Raw genomic sequence first — 20,901 nt, 5'->3', positions numbered from 1 at the left:
TGGTCGAAGTATGTTATATTCTTATTCTGGTAAAAATACAACAAAGCTTTGATGAAATTGATACCTTATGGAGTTGAAGATATGTTACACCAATTTTCAAGAAATGAATTAGCAGTAGGGAAGAATGGAGTTGAAATCCTTAAAAATAGTACGGTAGCTATCCTTGGAGTCGGAGGCGTTGGTTCTTTCTCAGTTGAGGCACTTGCACGCTCTGGAGTAGGACGCTTAATACTCGTTGATAAGGACAATGTGGATATCACCAATATTAATCGACAATTGCCTGCTTTACTTTCCACAATCGGTCAGTCAAAAGTAGACATTATGAAAGAACGTATTGCTGACATCAACCCTGAATGTGAAGTAATTGCACTTAAAATGTTTTATACAGAGGAAACATATGAAGAATTTTTTAGCTATGACTTAGACTTTGTCATCGATGCTTCTGATACAATTATGTATAAAATTCACCTCATGAAGGAATGTCTTAAACGAAATATTCCAATCATTTCAAGTATGGGTGCTGCAAATAAGATGGACCCAACACGTTTTATGATTGAGGATATTTCAAAAACACATACTGATCCAATGGCAAAAGTAATTCGTACAAAGTTACGAAAAGAGGGAATTCGTAAAGGAATTCCAGTCGTGTTCTCTGATGAAAGTCCAATTGTGATTCGCGAAGATGTTCGTAAGGAAATCACGGATGAAAATGCTAAAATTCGTAAGGCAAAAATGCCGCCATCTTCAAATGCATTTGTTCCATCTGCTTGTGGACTGATTATGGCAAGCTATGTTGTTCGAGAATTACTTAGGGACATTAAGATCACAAGAGTAAAGGACGAATAGAAAAACGTGGCCAATTTCGGCCACGTTTTATATATCTAGTTCCAAGCGCCATCGACTCGAGGTCACGAGCTAATCGCTTCGGAAGGTAATATGCGCCTTCTGTCAGCGCTTCACTTGTGCTTTTCGCCGATAGACGGCGTCTGCCACTTTTCTATTTTGCCAACTGCTCAAGATTTCCGTTTTTGTCCATTCGAAAAGCAGGAGAGTTACGGTCATCTGAGTCTTCAAACATAACTAGACGTCTTGCACGATCCATAATTTGCACAAGGGCTTGGTAGTCTTCTTGAATAATAGTCTGTTGGTCAGATAATTTTTCAAGTTTCTTTTCAAGCTCTTTTGTTTGTTGCTTCAAAGATTCATTTTCTCGACGTAAGCGATTATTCTCCATCTCTAATTGATTTGAAAGAAGATCGTTATGTCTTAAGGATGAAAGGAAAGAAATACAATCTTCAAGCGAAATCGCGTTAGTTGATGGTATTAACTCTACCGAAACCTCTTCCACGTACATTGGAACAGGTGTTTCTTCTACAACTGTTTCCTTTTTCACTGGTTTTTCACTCGTTATAACATTATCTTTGTTCATTCTTTCTAATGCTCTTTTTCTTTCTTTCCTTTGTTTTTTCGCAATGGCAATTGCCTGCTCATAATTATTGCGAACTTCTGCATTCCATCGAAAACCACAAGCTGCTGAGGTACGGTTTAATTTATCGCCGACTTCATCGAAAGCTGCTAATTGTGTTCCACCCTCACGAATGTAACGTAATACTGTTTCTGCTAATAAGAGGTCATCCTCATGGGACCATGCATCTTGTCTTACTTTCATAAAACCAACTCCCTATTAATTGTAAATGATAGATTTTTTCTTTATATCTAGCATGACCACGTTAATTTTGTTTTATACATTACTAGTTTTTGTTAAAAAGAAAATGTAGTAAAACACGTATCATAACTGTAATTTGCAATGTAAAGAGAATGTAAAATTTTCTCACAACCTAAAAAAATGGGAACTTTTTCATTTATAATACGTAAGTAGTAATATCGCATAATCCGGAAGATGTGAACGAGATTCTGTAGTTTGAATCTCATAAACTGTAAGGAGGAGAAAATGTGCAACCAGTTTTACAATTGAAAAATGTCAAAAAAACTATTGGTAAAAAAGAAATCATTAAGGGAATAACCTTTGATGTATATTCTGGAGAAGTGTTCGGATTTTTAGGACCGAATGGTGCTGGTAAAACAACTACCATTCGGATGCTTGTTGGACTCATGTCTATCACAGACGGTGAAGTCATCATAAAAGGGACAAATATCGCAAAGAATTTTGAACAAGCTGTTCAGCATATTGGAGGCATTGTTGAAAACCCTGAAATGTATAAGTTTTTAACAGGCTATCAGAACCTTGTTCACTATGCTCGAATGGTAAAAGGGGTAACAAAAGAAAGAATTCTTGAAGTAACAAGGCTGGTAGGTCTTGAAAATAGAATTAATGATAAGGTTAAAACTTATTCACTGGGCATGAGGCAGCGCTTAGGAGTCGCACAAGCACTTTTACATAGCCCTTCGATTTTGATTTTAGATGAACCAACAAATGGATTGGACCCTGCAGGAATTCGCGAGGTTCGTGATTATGTCAGGAAGCTAGCAAGAGAAGATGGCCTCGCTGTAATTGTTTCAAGCCATCTGCTTTCTGAAATGGAAATGATGTGTGACCGGATTGGTATCATTCAAAATGGTAGCCTAGTGGGTGTACAGAAGGTTACGGAATTTGTGAATGAAGAAGCTACCATTCGGGTTCAATTTCAAGTGGGCCATGTAGAAAAAGCACTATCGATTCTATCAACTGACTACCCGATGCTTGAAGTGATTCAAACAGAAAAAGGAATCGAGATTTTAACGGATCAAGAACTGATTCCACAAATAAATGCTAGTCTTGTAAAAAATGAGATTCAGGTCTACGGAATCATGCAGCTTTCAAAATCACTCGAAGATCGGTTCTTAGAGGTAACAGGGGGTAGCGGAATTGGGTAATATCTTCAAACTTATTCAAAATGAAAATATGAAAATTTATCGTCGTGTCTCAACATGGATTATGCTTGTCATTTTGATCGGAGCCGCGCTAGTTGTGGGAATCGTCACGAATGTTACAGCTCCGGATTCTAGTGATGTGAATTGGAAACAAAACTTACAACAGCAGAATGAAGCTTATAAAGCTGATTTAGCGAGTGAGGACCTACCAGAAATGGTAAAAAACATCTCTAAAAAAGAGTTAGCAATCAATGAATATCGTCTCGAACATGATATAGCTCCTGTTGATTCTAAGTCGATATGGACTTATATGGGGTATACAGCGGAAATAGTTTCATTAATTACATTATTTACAATCGTTGTAGGTGCAAGTAGTGTTGCGTCTGAATTTACATGGGGTACGATTAAATTATTGTTAATTCGTCCTGTATCAAGAGCGAAAATTCTTCTCTCAAAGTATTTGGCAACAATCTTGTTTGCTTTATTTTCCTTATTACTACTTTTTGTCGTTTCATTCTTAGTAGGGAGTATATTATTTGGTGGCGGGGATTCTACACCACACCTCGTTTATAAAGATGGTGGAGTACATGAAGTGCATATGGTTTCACATATTCTTGGTATCTTTGGTTTAAAATCAATTAACTTAATTATGATGTCAACATTTGCATTCATGATTTCAACGATCTTTAGAAATAGTGGTCTTGCTATTGGTTTAGCGATCTTCTTAATGTTTGCAGGAGTAAATGCTACAGCTCTTTTAGCAATGAAATTCGATTGGGCAAAATACATCCTGTTTGCGAATACGGATTTATCTCAATACCTCACAGGATATGTTTTAGTCGAAGGAATGACAATGACATTTTCGATTGTCATGTTGATAATTTATTTTGTAATTTTTAACGCTCTTACATGGTTCGTCTTTACGAAACGTGATGTAGCGGCTTAATAAATAAAGGGGGTGAAATAGTAAAGTCTATTTCTCCCCCTCTTTTTGTAAATGCTCAAGCCGATCGTATACTTTAGAAAAATACTTTTCTTGTCCATTTTGTTTCGGTTTATAGTATTTTCTATTTTTCAATAGGTCTGGTAGATATTGCTGCTTAACCCAGCCGTTTGGATAATCATGAGGATATAGATAACCAATGCCATGACCTAACTCTTTTGCCCCACTATAGTGCGCATCACGAAGGTGATCAGGAATCTCTCCGATATTTCCTTTTCTAATATCTTCGATTGCCTTATCAAGCGATCTATACGCACTGTTTGTTTTAGGGGATAAGCACTGTTCAATTACGACATTCGCGAGCGGGATTCGTGCTTCTGGGAGCCCTAGTCGTTCTACAGCCTGACAAGCAGCTACGGTATGAACCCCAACCTCAGGTGCAGCAATTGAAATATCTTCATAGGCAATAACTGTAAGTCTTCGGCAAATCGAAACTAAATCTCCACCTTCAATCAGTCTTGCTAAATAATGCAGTGCTGCATTAACATCGCTACCACGGATGCTTTTTTGAAGACTGGATAACAATGAATAGTGAAGGTCCCCGTCTTTGTCATGGGTGAAGCCTTTATTTTCTACACATTCTTTTACAAGCTCTATATCTACTTCAACTACGTCACTATCCCTTGTTCTTGAAGCCATTACGACATCCTCTAACACATTCATCGCAGACCGCGCATCACCCTTTGTGGATGATGAGATAAGGTCAATTGCCTCTTCTGTTATTGAGATTTGAAAAGAACCGAGACCTCGTTCTGAATCTCCTAAGGATCGCTGAATTAATTCTTTAATATCTTCTTTTGTTAATGGGCGAAGCTCTTTAATCTGTCCACATCTGCTCCGAATCGCCGGGTTTACATCGTGGAATGGGTTTTCCGTTGTTGCTCCAATTAATGAAATAAGACCGCGCTCAACATGTGGAAGCAAATAATCCTGCTGTGCTTTGTTAAATCGATGGACCTCATCGATAAAAAGGATTAACTTTCCTTCCGTTTTTGCGGTCGATACTGCATCCTCAATATCTTTTTTTCCTGCAGTTGTAGCATTGATGGAGATAAAGGGCATATCAACGGTCCCTGCAATTGCCGTTGCAATGGAAGTTTTTCCAATTCCAGGCTCCCCATAAAGTAAAATGGAGGGAACATGTCCATTCATAATCATCCTATATAACGCCGTATCCTTGCCGATAATATGCTTTTGACCAAGAATTTCTTCAATATGTCTTGGTCGCATTCGATACGATAAAGGTGCTTCGATAAGTGATTCAAAAAGCAAAAGATTCATCCCCTTATCCAACAGTTCAAAGTCGATACTCCAACTTTATCATACGTTTCCAATTGATAAAATACAAATGGAATGCAATTTATGATATAATGTCGTGAGTTTAGAAGAAAATCAAACGGGAAATAAAAAGAAGATGTACAGCTAAGGGAGACACGGGAGACGGAGTGAGAAAATGCGAGCACAGACTAGCTTTAGTGACCATATGTTGAAATGGTCAACTTTTTTTATTGGCTTGTTAATTATGTCTTTGGGAATTGTCGTGATAATCAGAGCAGAACTTGGGGCATCTCCTTGGGACGTTCTACATATCGGACTTTATAAACAAATCGGTCTTACCATCGGTTCCTGGTCGATCATTGTCGGCTTTTTTGTTTTGTTTCTTTCCTCATTTTTATTGAAGCGATTGCCTCAAATCGGTGCATTTTTAAATATGATTTCGGTAGGTATTTTTATAGATATGTTCATGATGGTTCCTTTCCTCGTTACACCTGATACCTTTATCGGAAAACTCATCATGATGCTCATTGGCCTTCTTATTAATGGCTATGGAATGGGAATTTATATTTCGGCTAAGGTGGGTGCAGGCCCAAGGGATAGTTTGATGTTAGCACTAACTGAACTTTCTAAGTGGAAGGTGCAATATATTCGTTCAGGAATGGAAATTATTGTGTTAACGATTGGTTGGTTATTAGGGGGCCCTGTTTTCGTTGGAACCTTGATATATTGTGTAGGAATTGGTTATATTGCAGGATTTGCATTGCCACAATGTCAGAAAATGCATAATGGATTAAAACGCAAACTGAATAAAACACCAGTGATTGAAATGAATCATTTTAGTAATTAGGAGTGTATACGTATGAAAATATCAACAAAAGGTAGATATGGTCTAACAATCATGATTGAACTTGCAAAAAATCATGGAAAAGGACCTATCTCATTAAAATCGATTGCAGCAAAACATGAGCTTTCTGAGCATTATCTTGAACAATTAGTTTCACCTTTACGCAATGCAGGCTTGGTAAAAAGCATTCGCGGAGCCTATGGAGGCTATATCCTTGGAGACGAACCTACAAAAATTACAGCAGGTGATGTCATACTCGTTCTTGAGGGTCCAATTAGTCCTGTAGAGGTTTTAGAGGATGAAGAGCCGGCAAAAAGGGAATTATGGATAAGAATTCGAGATGCAGTTAAAGAAGTTTTAGACAATACAACACTTGAAGACCTCGCAAGCTATAGCGATGGCAATGATGCATATATGTTTTATATTTAAGAAAAACATGACATAATCAACTAGTTACTTTTTAAAAAAAAGGAGGGCGCATATGATGCAACATATTTATTTAGATCATGCAGCTACATCGCCCATGCACCCTGATGTTATGGAGAGAATGCTCCCATACATGACAGAGGTTTTTGGCAATCCGTCAAGCATTCATTATTTTGGCCGAAAAGGTAGACACGCCGTTGATGAAGCGAGACAATCAATTGCCGATAGTATTCACGCAAAATCAAATGAGATTGTTTTTACGAGTGGAGGCACCGAAGCCGATAATTTAGCGATTATGGGAACAGCCTATGCGATGCAAGAAAAAGGCAAACATATTATTACATCTGTTATCGAGCATCACGCTGTACTTCACACTTGTGAACATCTTGAAAAACAAGGCTTTACAGTTACGTATTTGCCAGTTAATGAGGCAGGACTTGTTTCTGTTAAGGATGTTGAAGCGGCCCTCACTTCAGAAACCATTCTTGTAACCATTATGTTTGGCAACAATGAAGTAGGCGCACTTCAACCAATTAAGGAAATTGGCGAACTTCTTCAAGAGCATCAGGCAATTTTTCATACGGATGCCGTCCAAGCTTATGGACTGGTTGATATAGATGTAAATCAATACAAAATTGACTTCCTCTCAGTTTCAGCTCATAAAATCAATGGTCCTAAGGGAACAGGATTTTTATATATGAGAGAAGGTCAAAAGGTTGCACCACTGTTATTCGGCGGTGAACAAGAAAAGAAACGCCGTGCTGGAACAGAAAATGTTGCAGGTATTATCGGACTACAAGCTGCTGCCCAATTAGCAAAACAAACAATGAGTCAAAAGAATGCGCTATATCAGGAATTTAAACAGACCTTTATTTCTGTCTTAAAGGATCAAGAGATTGATTTTGAAGTAAATGGCGATGTATCAAAATCATTGCCACATGTACTAAATATTTATTTTCCCGGAACAAATGTTGAGTCCATGCTCGTCAACCTTGATCTAGCAGGAATAGCCGTCTCAAGTGGGTCTGCATGTACCGCTGGATCGATTGACCCATCGCATGTGCTTGTAGCGATGTTTGGAAAAGACTCTGATCGGATCGCTTCATCAATCCGTTTTAGCTTCGGCCTTGGAAATACAATTGAGAACATAAAGACGGCAGCATTAGAAACAGCAAAAATCGTCACACGATTAACGAAATAGGAGGTGGAAACATGAAGGATCCAAAAGATACCCGTGTAGTCGTTGGGATGTCTGGTGGAGTGGACTCATCTGTTGCCGCACTTTTATTAAAAGAGCAGGGCTATGATGTCATCGGGATTTTTATGAAAAACTGGGACGATACCGATGAAAATGGCGTTTGTACAGCAACAGAAGACTATGAGGATGTAATCCGTGTCTGCAACCAAATCGGCATTCCTTATTATGCGGTCAATTTCGAAAAGCAATATTGGGATAAAGTGTTTACCTACTTTTTGGACGAATATAAAGCAGGTAGAACGCCAAACCCTGATGTTATGTGTAACAAAGAAATCAAATTTAAAGCCTTTTTAGATCATGCCATAACACTTGGTGCGGATTATTTAGCAACTGGGCACTATGCTCGTGTTGAATATAGAGACGGAGAGTATAAAATGCTCCGCGGTGTTGATGAAAATAAGGATCAAACCTATTTTTTAAATCAACTTACTCAGGAACAGCTTTCAAAAGTTATGTTTCCAATCGGAAATATTGAAAAACCAAAGGTGCGTGAGCTTGCTAAAGAAGCAAATCTTGCGACTGCTACGAAAAAGGATAGTACCGGAATTTGCTTTATCGGTGAACGGAATTTCAAAGAATTCCTAGGGAATTATTTACCTGCACAGCCAGGTGATATGGTGACCTTTTCAGGGGAAGTAAAGGGTAAGCATGAAGGTTTGATGTATTATACAATTGGTCAACGCCACGGCCTAGGCATTGGTGGAAGTGGTGAACCTTGGTTCGCAATTGGAAAAGACCTTAAGAAAAATATTTTGTATGTTGACCAAGGCTTTCACAATGAATACCTTTATTCTGATTCTATATTAGCCACAAATGTGAGCTGGGTATCAGATAACAAACCAGAACAAGATATAAAGTGCACAGCTAAATTCCGATATCGTCAAGAGGATAATGCAGTAACTGTTCAAAAGGTTGATGAAAATACAGTCAAAGTGATTTTCGATGAACCAATCCGTGCGGTTACACCTGGACAAGCAGTTGTCTTCTATAATGGAGACGAATGCCTTGGTGGTGCAACGATTGATAAAGTCTTTAAAAATGGTGAACGTCTAACATATGTTGGCTAAAGAAACCTCAACTCTATATTTAGGGTTGGGGTTTTCCTATGTTATAATATGAACTGCACAAACGTTAATGGAGTTGATTATGAATGGATTTAAATAAACAAGGTATTGAATATATGCAAGAGGGCAAATACGAGGAAGCAGCAAAATGCTTTTCACAAGCCATTGAGGAAAACCCGAAAGAGCCAATTTTCTATATAAATTTCGGTAATCTTTTGTCAGCTGTAGGTGATCCCGAAAGAGCGATTTCTTTTTTTTACAAAGCACTGGAGCTTGATGCGAAAGCAGGAACCGCTTATTACGGAATCGGTAGCATTTTTTACAACCAGGATGATTTTATCAAAGCGAAGGACATGTTTGAAAAAGCTTTAAAAGCTGGAGTCGACAATAGTGATACATATTTTATGTTAGGAATGACTTTGACTCAGCTTGGTCAGCCAAAATTAGCTTTGCCATATATGAAACGTGCAGTTGAGCTAAACGAAAATGATGTAGATGCATTATTCCAATACGGACTTTGCCTAGCTGGTGAATCCGTCATTGATGAAGCAATCACTACGTTTAATCGTGTAGTTGAATTAGAACCTAAGCACTCTGATGCTTATTACAATTTAGGGGTTGCCTATGCTGGCTTTAAAAATGATCACGAAAAAGCCCTTGAAATGTTTGAAAAAGCTTTAGAAATTCAACCAGACCATATGTTGGCTGCGAATGGAAAGAAAATAGTCAGTGAAGCGATAAGCGAATAAATCACGGGGAGGGAGTACTTATGGAACAACAGGAGTCTTTAGATTTATTTAAAGAACAACGTAAATTCATGAAGGGCACTCATTTAGTTACCATTTTTCATAATGAGCAAAACTTATATTCTGTTGTTCGCATCAGGCTTCAAGAAACAAACGAAGACTATAATGAAAAAGAAGCAGTTGTAACGGGGTATTTCCCTCGCATTCATGAAAATGAAACCTATATTTTTTTCGGTCGAATAAAGGAGCATCCACGATTCGGGATTCAATTCCATGTCGAGCAATTTCAAAAAGAAATCCCTCACACAAAACAAGGTATCGTCCAGTATCTCTCCAGTGATCTTTTTAAAGGGATCGGTAAAAAGACAGCGGAAAAAATAGTAGATACACTTGGAGAAGGAGCAATTTCAAAAATTATCGCAAATCCTTCTATTTTGCAGGAGGTTGATAAGCTTTCAGCGGACAAAGCGAAGGAAATATATGATACCCTTCAAGAGCACCAAGGCCTCGAACAAATCATGATTGGCCTTACCCAATATGGATTTGGTCCACAGCTTTCAATGAAGATATACCAAGTATATAAAGAGCAAACTCTTGAGATACTTCAACACAGTCCTTATAAATTAGTCGAAGATATAGAAGGTGTGGGGTTTGGAAGAGCCGATGAATTAGGACGCCAATTAGGAATCTCCGGAAATCACCCAGATCGAATTAAAGCTGCATGTCTATACATACTTGAACAAGATTCATTACAAGATGGGCACGTCTATCTGACTGTCGAAGATTTAATCGTTCGTGTTCAACAATTATTAGAACAAAATACTCGAGACGAAATAATAGCCACAGATATTTCAAACGAAATGATTAGCTTGACCGAGGAAAGCAAACTGATCATTGAAGAGGACAAGGTTTACCTACCGACCCTTTTCTTTTCTGAAAAAGGTCTTATCACAAATATTAAACGTGTTATGGAACAAACCGAATACGAAGATATTTTTCCGGAATCAGAGTTTTTACTAGCACTCGGTGCACTTGAAGAAAGAATCAATGTCCAATATGCGCCCTCACAAAAAGATGCGATTCAAAAAGCATTAATGTCCCCAATGCTACTACTAACAGGTGGACCTGGTACCGGAAAAACAACCGTTATCAAAGGAATTGTTGAATTATACGGGGAATTGCATGGCTGCTCATTGGACCCGAAGGATTATAACTCAGAAAATCCCTTCCCAGTTGTATTAGTCGCTCCAACAGGACGTGCGGCAAAGAGGATGAGTGAATCAACCGGGCTTCCAGCTGTCACCATTCACAGGCTGTTAGGATGGAACGGCGTTGAGGGCTTTAGCCATGATGAGGACAATCCAATCAATGGTAAATTGTTGATCGTCGATGAGGTTTCAATGGTTGATATTTGGTTAGCCAATCAATTATTTAAATCACTACCAGAGCATATCCAAGTCGTTCTAGTAGGGGATGAAGATCAGCTGCCATCTGTTGGTCCTGGACAAGTATTAAAGGATTTATTGGCCTCAGATGTTTTACCGACAGTACGACTGACGGACATTTATCGCCAATCTGAAGGCTCCTCGATTATCGAATTAGCCCATGATATTAAAAAAGGGGTCCTTCCCCCAGACATCTCGGCACCTAAAAAAGACCGATCATTTTTAAAATGCTATCAAAGTCAGGTTCTCGAGGTTGTTAAGCAGGTTTCGGACAATGCGAAAAAGAAAGGTTACACTGTCAGGGACATTCAGGTTTTGGCACCCATGTATCGTGGTCCGGCAGGAATCGACAGTTTAAATGTCATGCTACAGGAGCTTTTTAATCCACCCATACATGGCAAACGAGAACTGAAATATGGGGATATCATTTACCGTAGGGGTGATAAGGTACTCCAATTAGTTAACCAGCCTGAAAACAATGTATTTAATGGCGATATAGGTGAAATCGAATCAATTTTTTACGCGAAGGAAAACACGGAAAAACAAGACATGGTGGTTGTCAATTTTGAAGGCAATGAAGTCACCTATACAAAACAGGATTTAAATCAAATCACACATGCCTATTGTTGTTCAATTCATAAATCACAAGGTAGTGAATTTCCAATTGTAATTTTACCGATTGTTAAAGGTTATTATCGCATGTTACGGCGCAATTTAATCTACACAGCAATCACAAGAGCTAAAAACTTCTTAATCCTTTGTGGTGAGGAAGACGCATTGCGACAAGGCGTCCAACGTGCAAATGATACAAACCGCCAAACAACCTTATGTGAAAAATTAAAAGCAACCTTTGGGATCATGGAAGATGGTGCTGTAACAGTGCCTGAAGAAGCATTGACCTATTATGATATGATTTTTCAAACTGACCCGAATATCGGAATGACAGGAATATCTCCTTATGATTTTATGGAGGCTGAGTAAGCTTGCAATTCCTCACTTTTCTTTTGGTAACTCTTGTGCAGTATGACTAGAGTTATGAAAGTAAATGATAAGTAATGTTCGGAAGGTGGCGATTATCTTTGCGGACATTCTCATTACTTAAGGATTTACCGGTCTATGATGAAAATTCAGCCGAGATACTTGGCAGAATTGCTGATCTTTGTATCACATCAGATGGCAAGGTGAGTGCCTTGATTATGAAAGGAAAAGGACTATTTGAACGAGATCGAGTAGTCCCCATCCAATGCGTCTCCTCCATTGGAGATGATGGTATCATGGTTTCGGACGTACAGATGCTTGAGCGACTGGACAACGAGGCAGATACACCGACTTATTTTTTACACACTCATCATGGATTATTCCGAAAGCCATTATTGTCTTCAGAAGGACAAAAATTAGGCTTACTTGAAGATGTATATTTTACCGAAGAAGTGGGCACGATTATAGGGTATGAAGTAACGGATGGCTTTTTTGCTGATATTACTGAAGGAAAAAAGGTTGTTAAGACTGAGAAGCCTTTAAAAATTGGCGAAGACGTCATCGTCGTATATGTCTAAATTAGGAATTCCATGATGTGAGGTGTACCCTGTGAAGTGCCCAAATTGTAAAAGTAAAGATATCGGTAAAATTGGTGTAAACCAATATTATTGCTGGGGATGTTTTATCGAGCTATCTGTTAATAAAGGAGAAATATTCACACATCAGGTAGAGGAAGATGGCACACTCAGTTCGTTGGATGATCTGTTTGCTGATGACGACAGAAGGATCAGTATGTAATCCTAAACAAGGAGTGAAGAGGTTATGAATAAAGCAATGACTTCTCTAATCACGATGGGTCTAGGTGCTGCGGCATACGGAATGATGCAAAGAACAGATGTAATGTCTGCCCGCAACATGAAAAAAATGCGTAAACGCATCGCGAAAATGTTTTAGTATGTAAAGTATGTATGGAAAACCCCACGGATGTGGGGTTTTTTGAATTGGTTGGGCATAATCATGCCCGATTGTAAAAAGAAAAGCATAACAGGGTAACGCAAGCGTTTGAATCGTGCCCGATTGCAAAAAGAAAAGCATAAAAGGGAAACGCAAGCGGCATAATCATACCCGATTGCAAAGAGAATAGCATGAAAAGGGTAACGCAATCGCCTGAATCGTCCCCGATTGCAAAAAGCTAATCATGAAAGGGTAACGCAAGTTTCTGAATCGTACCGAATGCAAAAAAAGAAAAGGATAAAAGGGTAACGCAAGTCACCGAATCATTCCCGATTGCAAAAAGCTAATCATAAAAGGTAACGCAAGCGTTTCTAATGCATACGAAACGATCTTAGTCCTTCTTTTTTTCCTCCTTAGGGTAAACATAATACGATGCCTTCCCCATTTTAACGAGATTAAAATTTTTTAAAAGTATATTACGTAATCTCTTTCTAGATATTACCTCACACCACTCCGTAACCACATTCAACCTAATCTTTTTGTTCGGAAAAAGCAAACTTAGCTCCCTAACACTTCTTAACACCGCTTCCGCCTTATGCTCCAACTCCCGACAACTTGGACACACAAGATAGTTTTGATTGGCGACATCTATAAACAACACCCGCGCCTACATAAAATCCCCTTATCCAACTCCTCGTAAGTGTATGCCTGCAACCGCGAATACGGGTTTTTTGTAATATGTAGCTTAGCTAATTTTTCCGCGAATTGCACATGACCTCCGGAAACCCTAAAAGCCGCAACCTTTTTTTAAAATTTTTCAAAAACCGACCAAGTTGCGCATGAAATACAAACGGTGCGTCAATAGGTGCCCCATTACAGATAGAACTCAGGGTTTATGAATATAACTTGAGATTCAACTGACACATTAAATCTCAACTCTTGGAGAAGTTGCCGAAACAGTGATTCACTGCGTGTTATTTGGATGTGGGGATTTTTGATTTCTTTTCCATTAATCATGTGCAGGCGGTCATTTTTGAAGAAATAATCACCTTCGTTGTTTTTAATTTCAAAAATGTTTATTTTCTTTTGTGTGATTAGTAGGGAGTCAATTTGGAAAATGGTATTGTTCACTTTAAGGAGAAGGTTGTTTAAAATGAGGCATCCATTTGGAAGGCCTAAAAGCAATTCATCAAATTGTTTTTCACCGAGCCAACCTTTTTCAAGGTAAGCAAAATTGTTTTCGTCTTCTAATTCTAGTTTCTTGCGGATCCGTAAAAAGCGAAAAAGCATTAGCTCCATATTTTCGCCACGTGGTTTAATAATCAAGCGATCACATCCTTTCAGCATTATTTTACAAAACAATCTGTATTTTTACAATATTTTCTACCACACACTCAGCTCGTATAAAACCACTTAGATTCCAAAAACTACTTTCGAAGGGGAGTGATTGCAGATGAACGAAAATAGGATCAAATGGATTTTTAGGTTATCGTTATCATTACTAGCATTTTTGACTATCTATATTTTTTTAAAATTAGCTCCAATCTGGCTCCCTATTGTGTCACTCTTGAAAACGATCTTAATTCCTTTTATTATTTCCGTTTTCATTACTTATTTGCTACATCCTATTATTGAAAAATTAAGCCATCGGGGTGTTCCAAAATCACTCGCGATATTACTTATCTATTTCATTTTTTTCGGGGGAATTGGAATCACTCTTTACAAAGGCATTCCAATGATTCTTGCGCAGCTCAAGGATCTCGCTGAAAGCTTTCCTGAATTCAGCAAAACTTATAGAGTTTGGTTAAAAGAATTTGAAACGGGAACATCACAGCTTCCTGCTTTTGTTCACGGACAGCTTGATGAATTACTTAATTCAGCAGAAAGTTACGTGGATTACCTGCTTTCACGGACCATTCGTTTCTTTAAAGGACTACTTAATTCAATTTTTATCATTGCGATTATTCCGTTCATCGTTTTTTATATGTTAAAGGATTATGACCAAATGATAAAAGCGCTTTGGTATATGACTCCACGAAAACTCAGAAAAGCGGGTCAACTTTTTTTCAAAGATGTTGATGTATCTCTAGGCAACTATATAAGAGGGCAGCTCTTCGTTTGTCTGCTTGTTGGCACGACAGCAGCGGTGGCGTTTTGGATATCAGGAATGAAATATCCATTATTATTTGGAATTATTGTTGGGGTTACAAACATTATTCCGTATTTTGGACCAATTATTGGGGCAATCCCGGCTGCCATTATTGCAGCCACAATCTCCGTAAAAATGTTAATCATTGTCGTGATAGTGGTTTTCGGACTTCAATTTATTGAAGGGAACTTATTGTCACCTATTATCGTAGGAAAAAGCTTACGGCTACATCCAATTGTTATCATTGCGGCGCTTTTATTAGGCGGTGAAGTCGGTGGGGTCGTGGGGCTCATTATTGCTGTACCAGTTGTAGCTATTTTAAAGGTATTCATCGTTCATGCAAAGCAGCATATTACCTTTATTCGAAAGGAATAACGCCAGCATTGACAAACATTTTTGACTTGAATATAATTGAGAAATGATGAATTTACGAATGAAAACTATGAAGGAACCAGTATGTTACAGTACCATCAAACCAGAGAGGGATTTCCAAGGCTGAGAGGAATTCCAGATGAAGGGTAACAGAACGCTACTCCTGAGTGTAGGTAAACCTACCGGTGAATACCGTTATCAATCTACGAAGGTGATGGACGTCTTCTTTTTTGCGTCCATAATCAGGGTGGTACCGCGAGCATACTCTCGTCCCTGTTTTTAGGGATTAGAGTATTTTTTTATGTCTAAAATGATATTGGAGGTTATAAAATGAAACAGTTAACATCAGCTCAAGTACGACAAATGTTTTTAGATTTTTTCCAATCAAAGGGACATGCTGTAGAACCAAGTGCTTCTTTAGTTCCACATGAAGATCCATCTTTACTATGGATTAATAGTGGTGTTGCTACTTTAAAAAAATACTTTGATGGACGTGTAATTCCTGAGAACCCAAGGATTTGTAATGCACAGAAGTCTATTCGTACAAATGATATTGAAAATGTAGGGAAAACAGCAAGACACCATACTTTCTTTGAAATGCTTGGTAACTTCTCAATCGGCGATTACTTCAAAGAAGAAGCAATTGAGTGGGCGTGGGAGTTCTTAACAAGTAAGGACTGGATTGGGTTCGATCCAGAGAAGCTTTCTGTAACAATCCATCCAGAGGATGACGAGGCTCATGAGATTTGGAATAAAAAAATTGGAATTCCTGAAGAGCGCATCATTCGTCTAGAAGGAAACTTCTGGGATATTGGTGAGGGTCCAAGTGGGCCAAACACAGAAATTTTCTTTGACCGTGGCGAAGAGTTCGGAAATGACCCGAATGATCCAGAATTATTTCCAGGTGGAGAGAATGAACGTTATTTAGAAATCTGGAATCTTGTGTTCTCACAATTTAACCATAATCCAGATGGTACATATACTCCGCTACCTAAGAAAAATATTGATACTGGGATGGGTCTTGAAAGAATGTGCTCTGTCATTCAAAATGTACCTACAAATTTCGATACAGACCTTTTCATGCCGATTATTGAGGCAACGGAGTCCATTTCTGGTGAAAAATATCGACAAGAAAAAGAGAAGGATGAAGCGTTTAAGGTTATTGCCGACCACATCCGTACAGTTACATTTGCGGTAGGAGACGGAGCGCTTCCATCAAATGAAGGTAGAGGCTATGTCCTCCGAAGACTATTAAGACGTGCTGTACGTTATGCAAAGCAAATTTCAATCAATCGTCCATTTATGTATGAACTTGTTCCTGTTGTGGGCGAGATCATGGTTGATTTTTATCCAGAAGTGAAAGATAAAGTAGAATTCATTCAAAAAGTAGTGAAGACAGAAGAAGAGCGATTCCATGAAACATTACATGATGGACTAGCTATTTTATCAACTGTTATTCAAAAAGAAAAAGCAAAAGGCAGTGACACCATTGCGGGTGTAGATGTTTTCCGCTTATATGATACTTACGGTTTCCCTGTAGAACTTACAGAGGAATATGCTGAAGAAGAAGGCATGAAGGTGGATCACGATGGATTCGAACGTGAAATGGAAAACCAACGTGAAAGAGCTAGATCAGCTCGTCAAGATGTGGACTCCATGCAAGTCCAAAGTGGTGTTCTTGGTGAAATTAAAGTAGAAAGTACTTTTATTGGATATGCTGAACTTGAGGCACAATCAACAGTTCTTGTCATGGTAAAAGATGGAGAAATTGTTGATAAGGCAAATGAAGGGGAAGAAATTCAGCTTATTTTAGAAAAAACACCTTTTTATGCTGAGAGCGGTGGACAAATTGCAGATGAAGGTACAATTGAAAATGCGACTACCAAATTAGTAGTTAAAGATGTTCAGAAAGCACCTAATGGTCAAAACCTTCACCGAGTTGTCATTGAAAAAGGAACTTTAGCTACTGGTGACCAGCTTTTTGCGAAGGTTGACCAAGAAAATCGCGGTGGGGTAATCAAAAACCATACAGCGACACATCTTTTACATCAGGCATTGAAGGATGTGCTTGGAGTACATGTCAACCAAGCGGGTTCACTCGTAACTTCAAATCGTTTACGTTTTGATTTCTCACATTTTGGACAAATCAAGCCAGAAGAGCTTGAGCAAATTGAATCAATTGTGAATGACAAAATCTGGAGCAGCATCCCAGTTCAAATTGATTACAAATCTCTAACTGAGGCAAAAGCAATGGGAGCTATGGCCCTATTCGGTGAGAAATATGGGAACATTGTTCGTGTTGTTCAGGTTAGCGACTATAGCTTAGAACTTTGTGGTGGATGCCATGTACCGAATACTTCAACTATCGGGTTATTCAAGATTGTTTCTGAATCAGGTATTGGGGCAGGAACACGCCGTATTGAAGCTGTAACTGGCGAGGCTGCATACCATGTTATTAATGATCAAGTTAAGATGCTTCATGAAGCGGCTAATCTTTTAAAAACAAAGCCGACTGAAGTCCCAAGCAGAATTGAAGCATTACAGCATGAAATTCGTAATTTACATCGTGAAAATGAATCACTTGCTGCGAAACTTGGTAATATTGAAGCAGGTAGCCTTGTAGACAAAGCAAAAGAAATTAACGGTACAACGGTTTTATTTAGTAAAGTAAATGCCCAAGATATGAATAATCTTCGTACCATGGTTGATGACTTAAAACAAAAGCTTGGCTCTGCGGTTATTGTTTTAGGTTCTGTGGACGAAGGTAAAGTAAACTTAACAGCCGGTGTAACAAAGGACTTGATTGAAAAAGGCTTCCATGCTGGAAAACTAATCAAGGAAGTTGCAAGCCGCTGTGGCGGTGGCGGTGGTGGTCGCCCAGATATGGCGCAAGCAGGCGGAAAAAATCCAGATCAGCTTGAATCAGCATTACAATTTGTAGAAGAATGGGTAAAAAGCATCTAAAAACAGTGAATTTGTATCATCCTGGCCAAAAGGATGATACAAATTGTCACTTCTTGTTTCTATTTAGTTGTGATTAGTGTACAATAAATGGTAAGATTTACATGCACGGATTCAAACATCAGAATCTAAAGAGTGAGGTGCAGAACTTGAGCTCATTTGATAAAACTATGAAATTCAACTTTCCAGAGGAACCAGTTGAAACAAATGTAAATGAAGTATTATTCAATGTCTATGATGCTCTTCAAGAAAAAGGATATAATCCAATCAATCAAATTGTAGGATACTTATTATCAGGAGACCCTGCATATATCCCACGTCATAATGATGCAAGGAATATTATCCGAAAGCTTGAGCGAGATGAAATAATTGAGGAGCTAGTGAAATCTTATTTAAAGATTCATCGTGAGGGGTAAGACGAATGAGGATTCTCGGTTTAGACGTCGGTTCTAAAACAGTCGGCGTCGCCGTCAGTGATGAAATGGGCTGGACTGCTCAAGGCATTGAAACAATTAAGATTAATGAAGAACGTCAGCAGTTTGGTATGGAACGACTTGGTGAGATTATCAAGGAATATGAGGTAGAATCTGTCGTAATCGGTTTACCTAAAAATATGAATGGAACGATTGGACCTCGTGGCGAGGCTAGTCAGCATTTTGCTAATATGGTTGAGGAGAATTTCAGGTTGCCAGTTGATTTATGGGACGAGCGTCTCTCAACAGTAGCTGCCGAACGAGTCCTATTATCTGCAGATTTAAGTCGAAAAAAGCGAAAGCAAGTTATCGATAAAATGGCAGCAGTCATGATTCTCCAAGGGTATCTAGATAGTAAAAATTAATGAGGTGGATTTACATGGAACATGGTGAAAAGCAAATAACTGTAATTGATGAACAAGGAAATGAAATTCTATGTGAAGTATTATTTACATTCGAGTCAGAAGAATTTGGAAAGTCTTTTGTCCTATATTATCCAATAAGTGATGATAATGAGGATGAAGAGGATATCGAAATTCACGCATCAAGCTTTAGCCCATCTGAGGACGGAGAAGATGGTGAACTTCAACCAATCGAAACAGAAGAAGAATGGGATCTTGTTGAAGAAATGTTAAATACATTCCTTGATGAAGAAGGAGAAGAATAAAACAGCCGCGTGCTGTTTTTTCTTTTACCCAAAATCCCTGAAAACAACAAGATTTTTTAGAAAAAACTACAAAATTCTAGTGAATTCTTCCTAAAATTGACGAATTAGATAAAAAAATGTAGTATAATAATTCGAGTGAGGGGAGGATTTACGATATATGTCAGATAACGAATCAAAAAAGGATTTATATAAAAAGAATCTACAAGAGCGGCATAGTGAAGCCAAAGTGATCCGTAAAATTGTATTTATCGTATTTATCGTAATACTATTAGCTTTATCTGGAATAATCGGCGGAGGCTATTTATATATAAAATCGGCACTTGAGCCAGTAGACCCTACTAATAAGGAGCCAATCGAGGTTACGATTCCAATTGGTTCATCACCAACAGCAATTGCCCGAATTCTTGAGGAAAATAATGTTGTTAATAATGCAAAGGTATTTCGGTACTACACGAAATTTAAAAATGAATCTGGTTTTCAGGCTGGAGAATATACATTTAATCAATCAATGAACTTTGATGAAATCATTACAAGTCTGAAATCTGGAATTTTTATGGGTGAACCTACTTTTAAGCTCGTAATCCCAGAAGGTAAACAGCTTGAGGAGATTGCAACGATTATTGCTGAACAAACAGGTTATACCCAAGAAGAAGTAATAAATAAAATGGATGACACTGCTTATGTTCGTGATCTTATCAGCAAATATCCAAGTATTTTAACAGAGGAAATATTAAATGAGGATATTAAACATCCTCTAGAGGGCTATCTGTTCCCTGCAACGTACCCGTTTTACGAGAAAAAGCCTTCGATTGAATCTATTGTTGAAACAATGCTAGAGCAAACGGAGAAAATTTTAGTAAAATACGTAGGGTTTATGGAAGGGAATAAGTATATTGATTCAACTCATAAACTATTAACTTTCGCCTCGTTAATAGAGGAAGAAGCGACAGCGCAAACAGATCGAGAGACGATTTCCAGTGTATTTTATAATCGTTTAGATTCTGATATGCCACTTCAAACAGACCCGACTGTACTTTATGCATTAGGAGAACATAAGAGGCGCGTACTATACGAACATCTTGAAGTGGACTCACCATATAACACTTATAAAATAAAAGGTTTAACACCTGGACCGATTGCTAATGCTGGGGAAACATCTTTATCAGCTGCACTTAACCCTGCTGAAACAGATTTTATATACTTCCTAGCAGCTCCAACGGGAGAAGTATATTACTCAAAGACATTGGAAGAACATAATGCTTTAAAAGCAAGGTATATAACAAATCAACAATAGTAACTTTATTCGGCAATGTCTGAATAAAGTTACAGCCTCCGGCGGATGCCACAGATTTTTTAGAGTAAGTTATTCGAGCATAAGATCAAAGACTAAGACCGCCACTTCCTGTGGCAAC

General features: G+C 38.3%; 21 protein-coding genes and 1 other annotated feature. Of the genes, 18 read left to right on the top strand and 3 right to left on the bottom strand.

The genetic code is table 11. The annotated features are described in order from the left end of the window. Positions 1-81 precede the first annotated feature (81 nt). Positions 82-846 carry a tRNA threonylcarbamoyladenosine dehydratase gene (locus tag V7097_RS08180; protein WP_335703111.1) on the top strand — a complete coding sequence of 255 codons (765 nt, stop codon included), beginning with the start codon at positions 82-84 and terminating at the stop codon, positions 844-846. Positions 847-997: 151 nt separating this feature from the next. Here V7097_RS08180 and V7097_RS08175 read toward each other — a convergent pair whose 3' ends face one another. Then, entirely contained in the window at positions 998-1,669 is a 672-nt protein-coding gene (locus V7097_RS08175) for an RsfA family transcriptional regulator (protein WP_335703110.1), read from the bottom strand. A 284-nt stretch (positions 1,670-1,953) separates the two neighbouring features. Between V7097_RS08175 and V7097_RS08170 the strand changes: the two genes are divergently transcribed. Both V7097_RS08170 and V7097_RS08165 read left to right on the top strand, forming a co-directional pair. Further along, complete coding sequence (locus tag V7097_RS08170) at positions 1,954-2,874, top strand: ABC transporter ATP-binding protein (RefSeq protein WP_335703109.1); 921 nt, start codon at positions 1,954-1,956, stop codon at positions 2,872-2,874. Continuing rightward, entirely contained in the window at positions 2,867-3,817 is a 951-nt protein-coding gene (locus tag V7097_RS08165) for an ABC transporter permease (protein WP_335703108.1), read from the top strand. The genes V7097_RS08170 and V7097_RS08165 overlap by 8 nt, the downstream gene beginning before the upstream one ends. Positions 3,818-3,844: 27 nt before the next feature. Here the strand turns inward: V7097_RS08165 and V7097_RS08160 are convergent, their stop codons facing one another. Beyond that, a complete protein-coding gene (locus V7097_RS08160) occupies positions 3,845-5,146 on the bottom strand; it encodes a replication-associated recombination protein A (protein WP_438824214.1) in 1,302 nt (433 codons plus the stop codon). Between the two features lie 181 nt (positions 5,147-5,327). Between V7097_RS08160 and V7097_RS08155 the strand changes: the two genes are divergently transcribed. The 9 genes from V7097_RS08155 to V7097_RS08115 all read left to right on the top strand — a co-directional run bounded on the left by V7097_RS08155 (position 5,328) and on the right by V7097_RS08115 (position 12,867). After that, a complete protein-coding gene (locus V7097_RS08155) occupies positions 5,328-5,999 on the top strand; it encodes a YczE/YyaS/YitT family protein (RefSeq protein WP_335703106.1) in 672 nt (223 codons plus the stop codon). A 12-nt stretch (positions 6,000-6,011) separates the two neighbouring features. After that, a complete protein-coding gene (gene cymR, locus V7097_RS08150) occupies positions 6,012-6,425 on the top strand; it encodes a cysteine metabolism transcriptional regulator CymR (RefSeq protein ID WP_335703105.1) in 414 nt (137 codons plus the stop codon). Positions 6,426-6,480: 55 nt separating this feature from the next. Further along, positions 6,481-7,623 (top strand): cysteine desulfurase family protein, encoded by a 1,143-nt coding sequence (locus tag V7097_RS08145; protein ID WP_335703268.1) that lies wholly within the window; start codon positions 6,481-6,483, stop codon positions 7,621-7,623. Between the two features lie 11 nt (positions 7,624-7,634). Next, positions 7,635-8,747: a tRNA 2-thiouridine(34) synthase MnmA gene (gene mnmA, locus V7097_RS08140; RefSeq protein ID WP_335703104.1), complete on the top strand. Its 1,113-nt coding sequence runs from the start codon at positions 7,635-7,637 to the stop codon at positions 8,745-8,747. Positions 8,748-8,830: 83 nt separating this feature from the next. Further along, the gene (locus V7097_RS08135; protein WP_335703103.1) at positions 8,831-9,493 is read left to right on the top strand and encodes a tetratricopeptide repeat protein; all 663 of its coding nucleotides are present in this window, start codon (positions 8,831-8,833) and stop codon (positions 9,491-9,493) included. A gap of 20 nt (positions 9,494-9,513) precedes the next feature. Further along, entirely contained in the window at positions 9,514-11,916 is a 2,403-nt protein-coding gene (recD2, locus tag V7097_RS08130; protein WP_335703102.1) for an SF1B family DNA helicase RecD2, read from the top strand. A gap of 98 nt (positions 11,917-12,014) precedes the next feature. After that, positions 12,015-12,491: a PRC-barrel domain-containing protein gene (locus V7097_RS08125; RefSeq protein ID WP_335703101.1), complete on the top strand. Its 477-nt coding sequence runs from the start codon at positions 12,015-12,017 to the stop codon at positions 12,489-12,491. 31 nt (positions 12,492-12,522) lie between these two features. After that, positions 12,523-12,711: a hypothetical protein gene (locus V7097_RS08120; RefSeq protein WP_335703100.1), complete on the top strand. Its 189-nt coding sequence runs from the start codon at positions 12,523-12,525 to the stop codon at positions 12,709-12,711. 24 nt (positions 12,712-12,735) lie between these two features. After that, positions 12,736-12,867, top strand: coding sequence for a YrzQ family protein (locus V7097_RS08115; protein ID WP_335703099.1), 132 nt, complete (start codon positions 12,736-12,738; stop codon positions 12,865-12,867). Positions 12,868-13,740: 873 nt separating this feature from the next. Here the strand turns inward: V7097_RS08115 and V7097_RS08110 are convergent. Beyond that, positions 13,741-14,193 (bottom strand): nuclease-related domain-containing protein, encoded by a 453-nt coding sequence (locus V7097_RS08110; protein WP_335703098.1) that lies wholly within the window; start codon positions 14,191-14,193, stop codon positions 13,741-13,743. A 127-nt stretch (positions 14,194-14,320) separates the two neighbouring features. Between V7097_RS08110 and V7097_RS08105 the strand changes: the two genes are divergently transcribed. From V7097_RS08105 to mltG, 6 genes are all read left to right on the top strand, one after another. After that, positions 14,321-15,391 (top strand): AI-2E family transporter, encoded by a 1,071-nt coding sequence (locus V7097_RS08105; RefSeq protein WP_335703097.1) that lies wholly within the window; start codon positions 14,321-14,323, stop codon positions 15,389-15,391. Between the two features lie 58 nt (positions 15,392-15,449). Continuing rightward, positions 15,450-15,666, top strand: a binding site (T-box leader). Between the two features lie 52 nt (positions 15,667-15,718). Next, on the top strand, positions 15,719-18,352 hold the full coding sequence (alaS, locus tag V7097_RS08100; protein WP_335703096.1) for an alanine--tRNA ligase: 2,634 nt from the start codon (positions 15,719-15,721) through the stop codon (positions 18,350-18,352). Between the two features lie 146 nt (positions 18,353-18,498). Then, positions 18,499-18,765 carry an IreB family regulatory phosphoprotein gene (locus V7097_RS08095; protein ID WP_010678229.1) on the top strand — a complete coding sequence of 89 codons (267 nt, stop codon included), beginning with the start codon at positions 18,499-18,501 and terminating at the stop codon, positions 18,763-18,765. 5 nt (positions 18,766-18,770) lie between these two features. Next, positions 18,771-19,187: a Holliday junction resolvase RuvX gene (gene ruvX, locus V7097_RS08090; RefSeq protein ID WP_335703095.1), complete on the top strand. Its 417-nt coding sequence runs from the start codon at positions 18,771-18,773 to the stop codon at positions 19,185-19,187. Between the two features lie 14 nt (positions 19,188-19,201). After that, on the top strand, positions 19,202-19,489 hold the full coding sequence (locus V7097_RS08085) for a DUF1292 domain-containing protein (RefSeq protein WP_335703094.1): 288 nt from the start codon (positions 19,202-19,204) through the stop codon (positions 19,487-19,489). Between the two features lie 157 nt (positions 19,490-19,646). Continuing rightward, a complete protein-coding gene (gene mltG, locus V7097_RS08080) occupies positions 19,647-20,783 on the top strand; it encodes an endolytic transglycosylase MltG (protein WP_335703093.1) in 1,137 nt (378 codons plus the stop codon). Positions 20,784-20,901 lie beyond the last annotated feature (118 nt).

The organism is Bacillus sp. JJ1562 (assembly GCF_036962705.1).
Taxonomy (GTDB): domain Bacteria; phylum Bacillota; class Bacilli; order Bacillales; family Bacillaceae_L; genus Ferdinandcohnia.
This window is presented reverse-complemented; position numbering and strand designations above follow the sequence as displayed.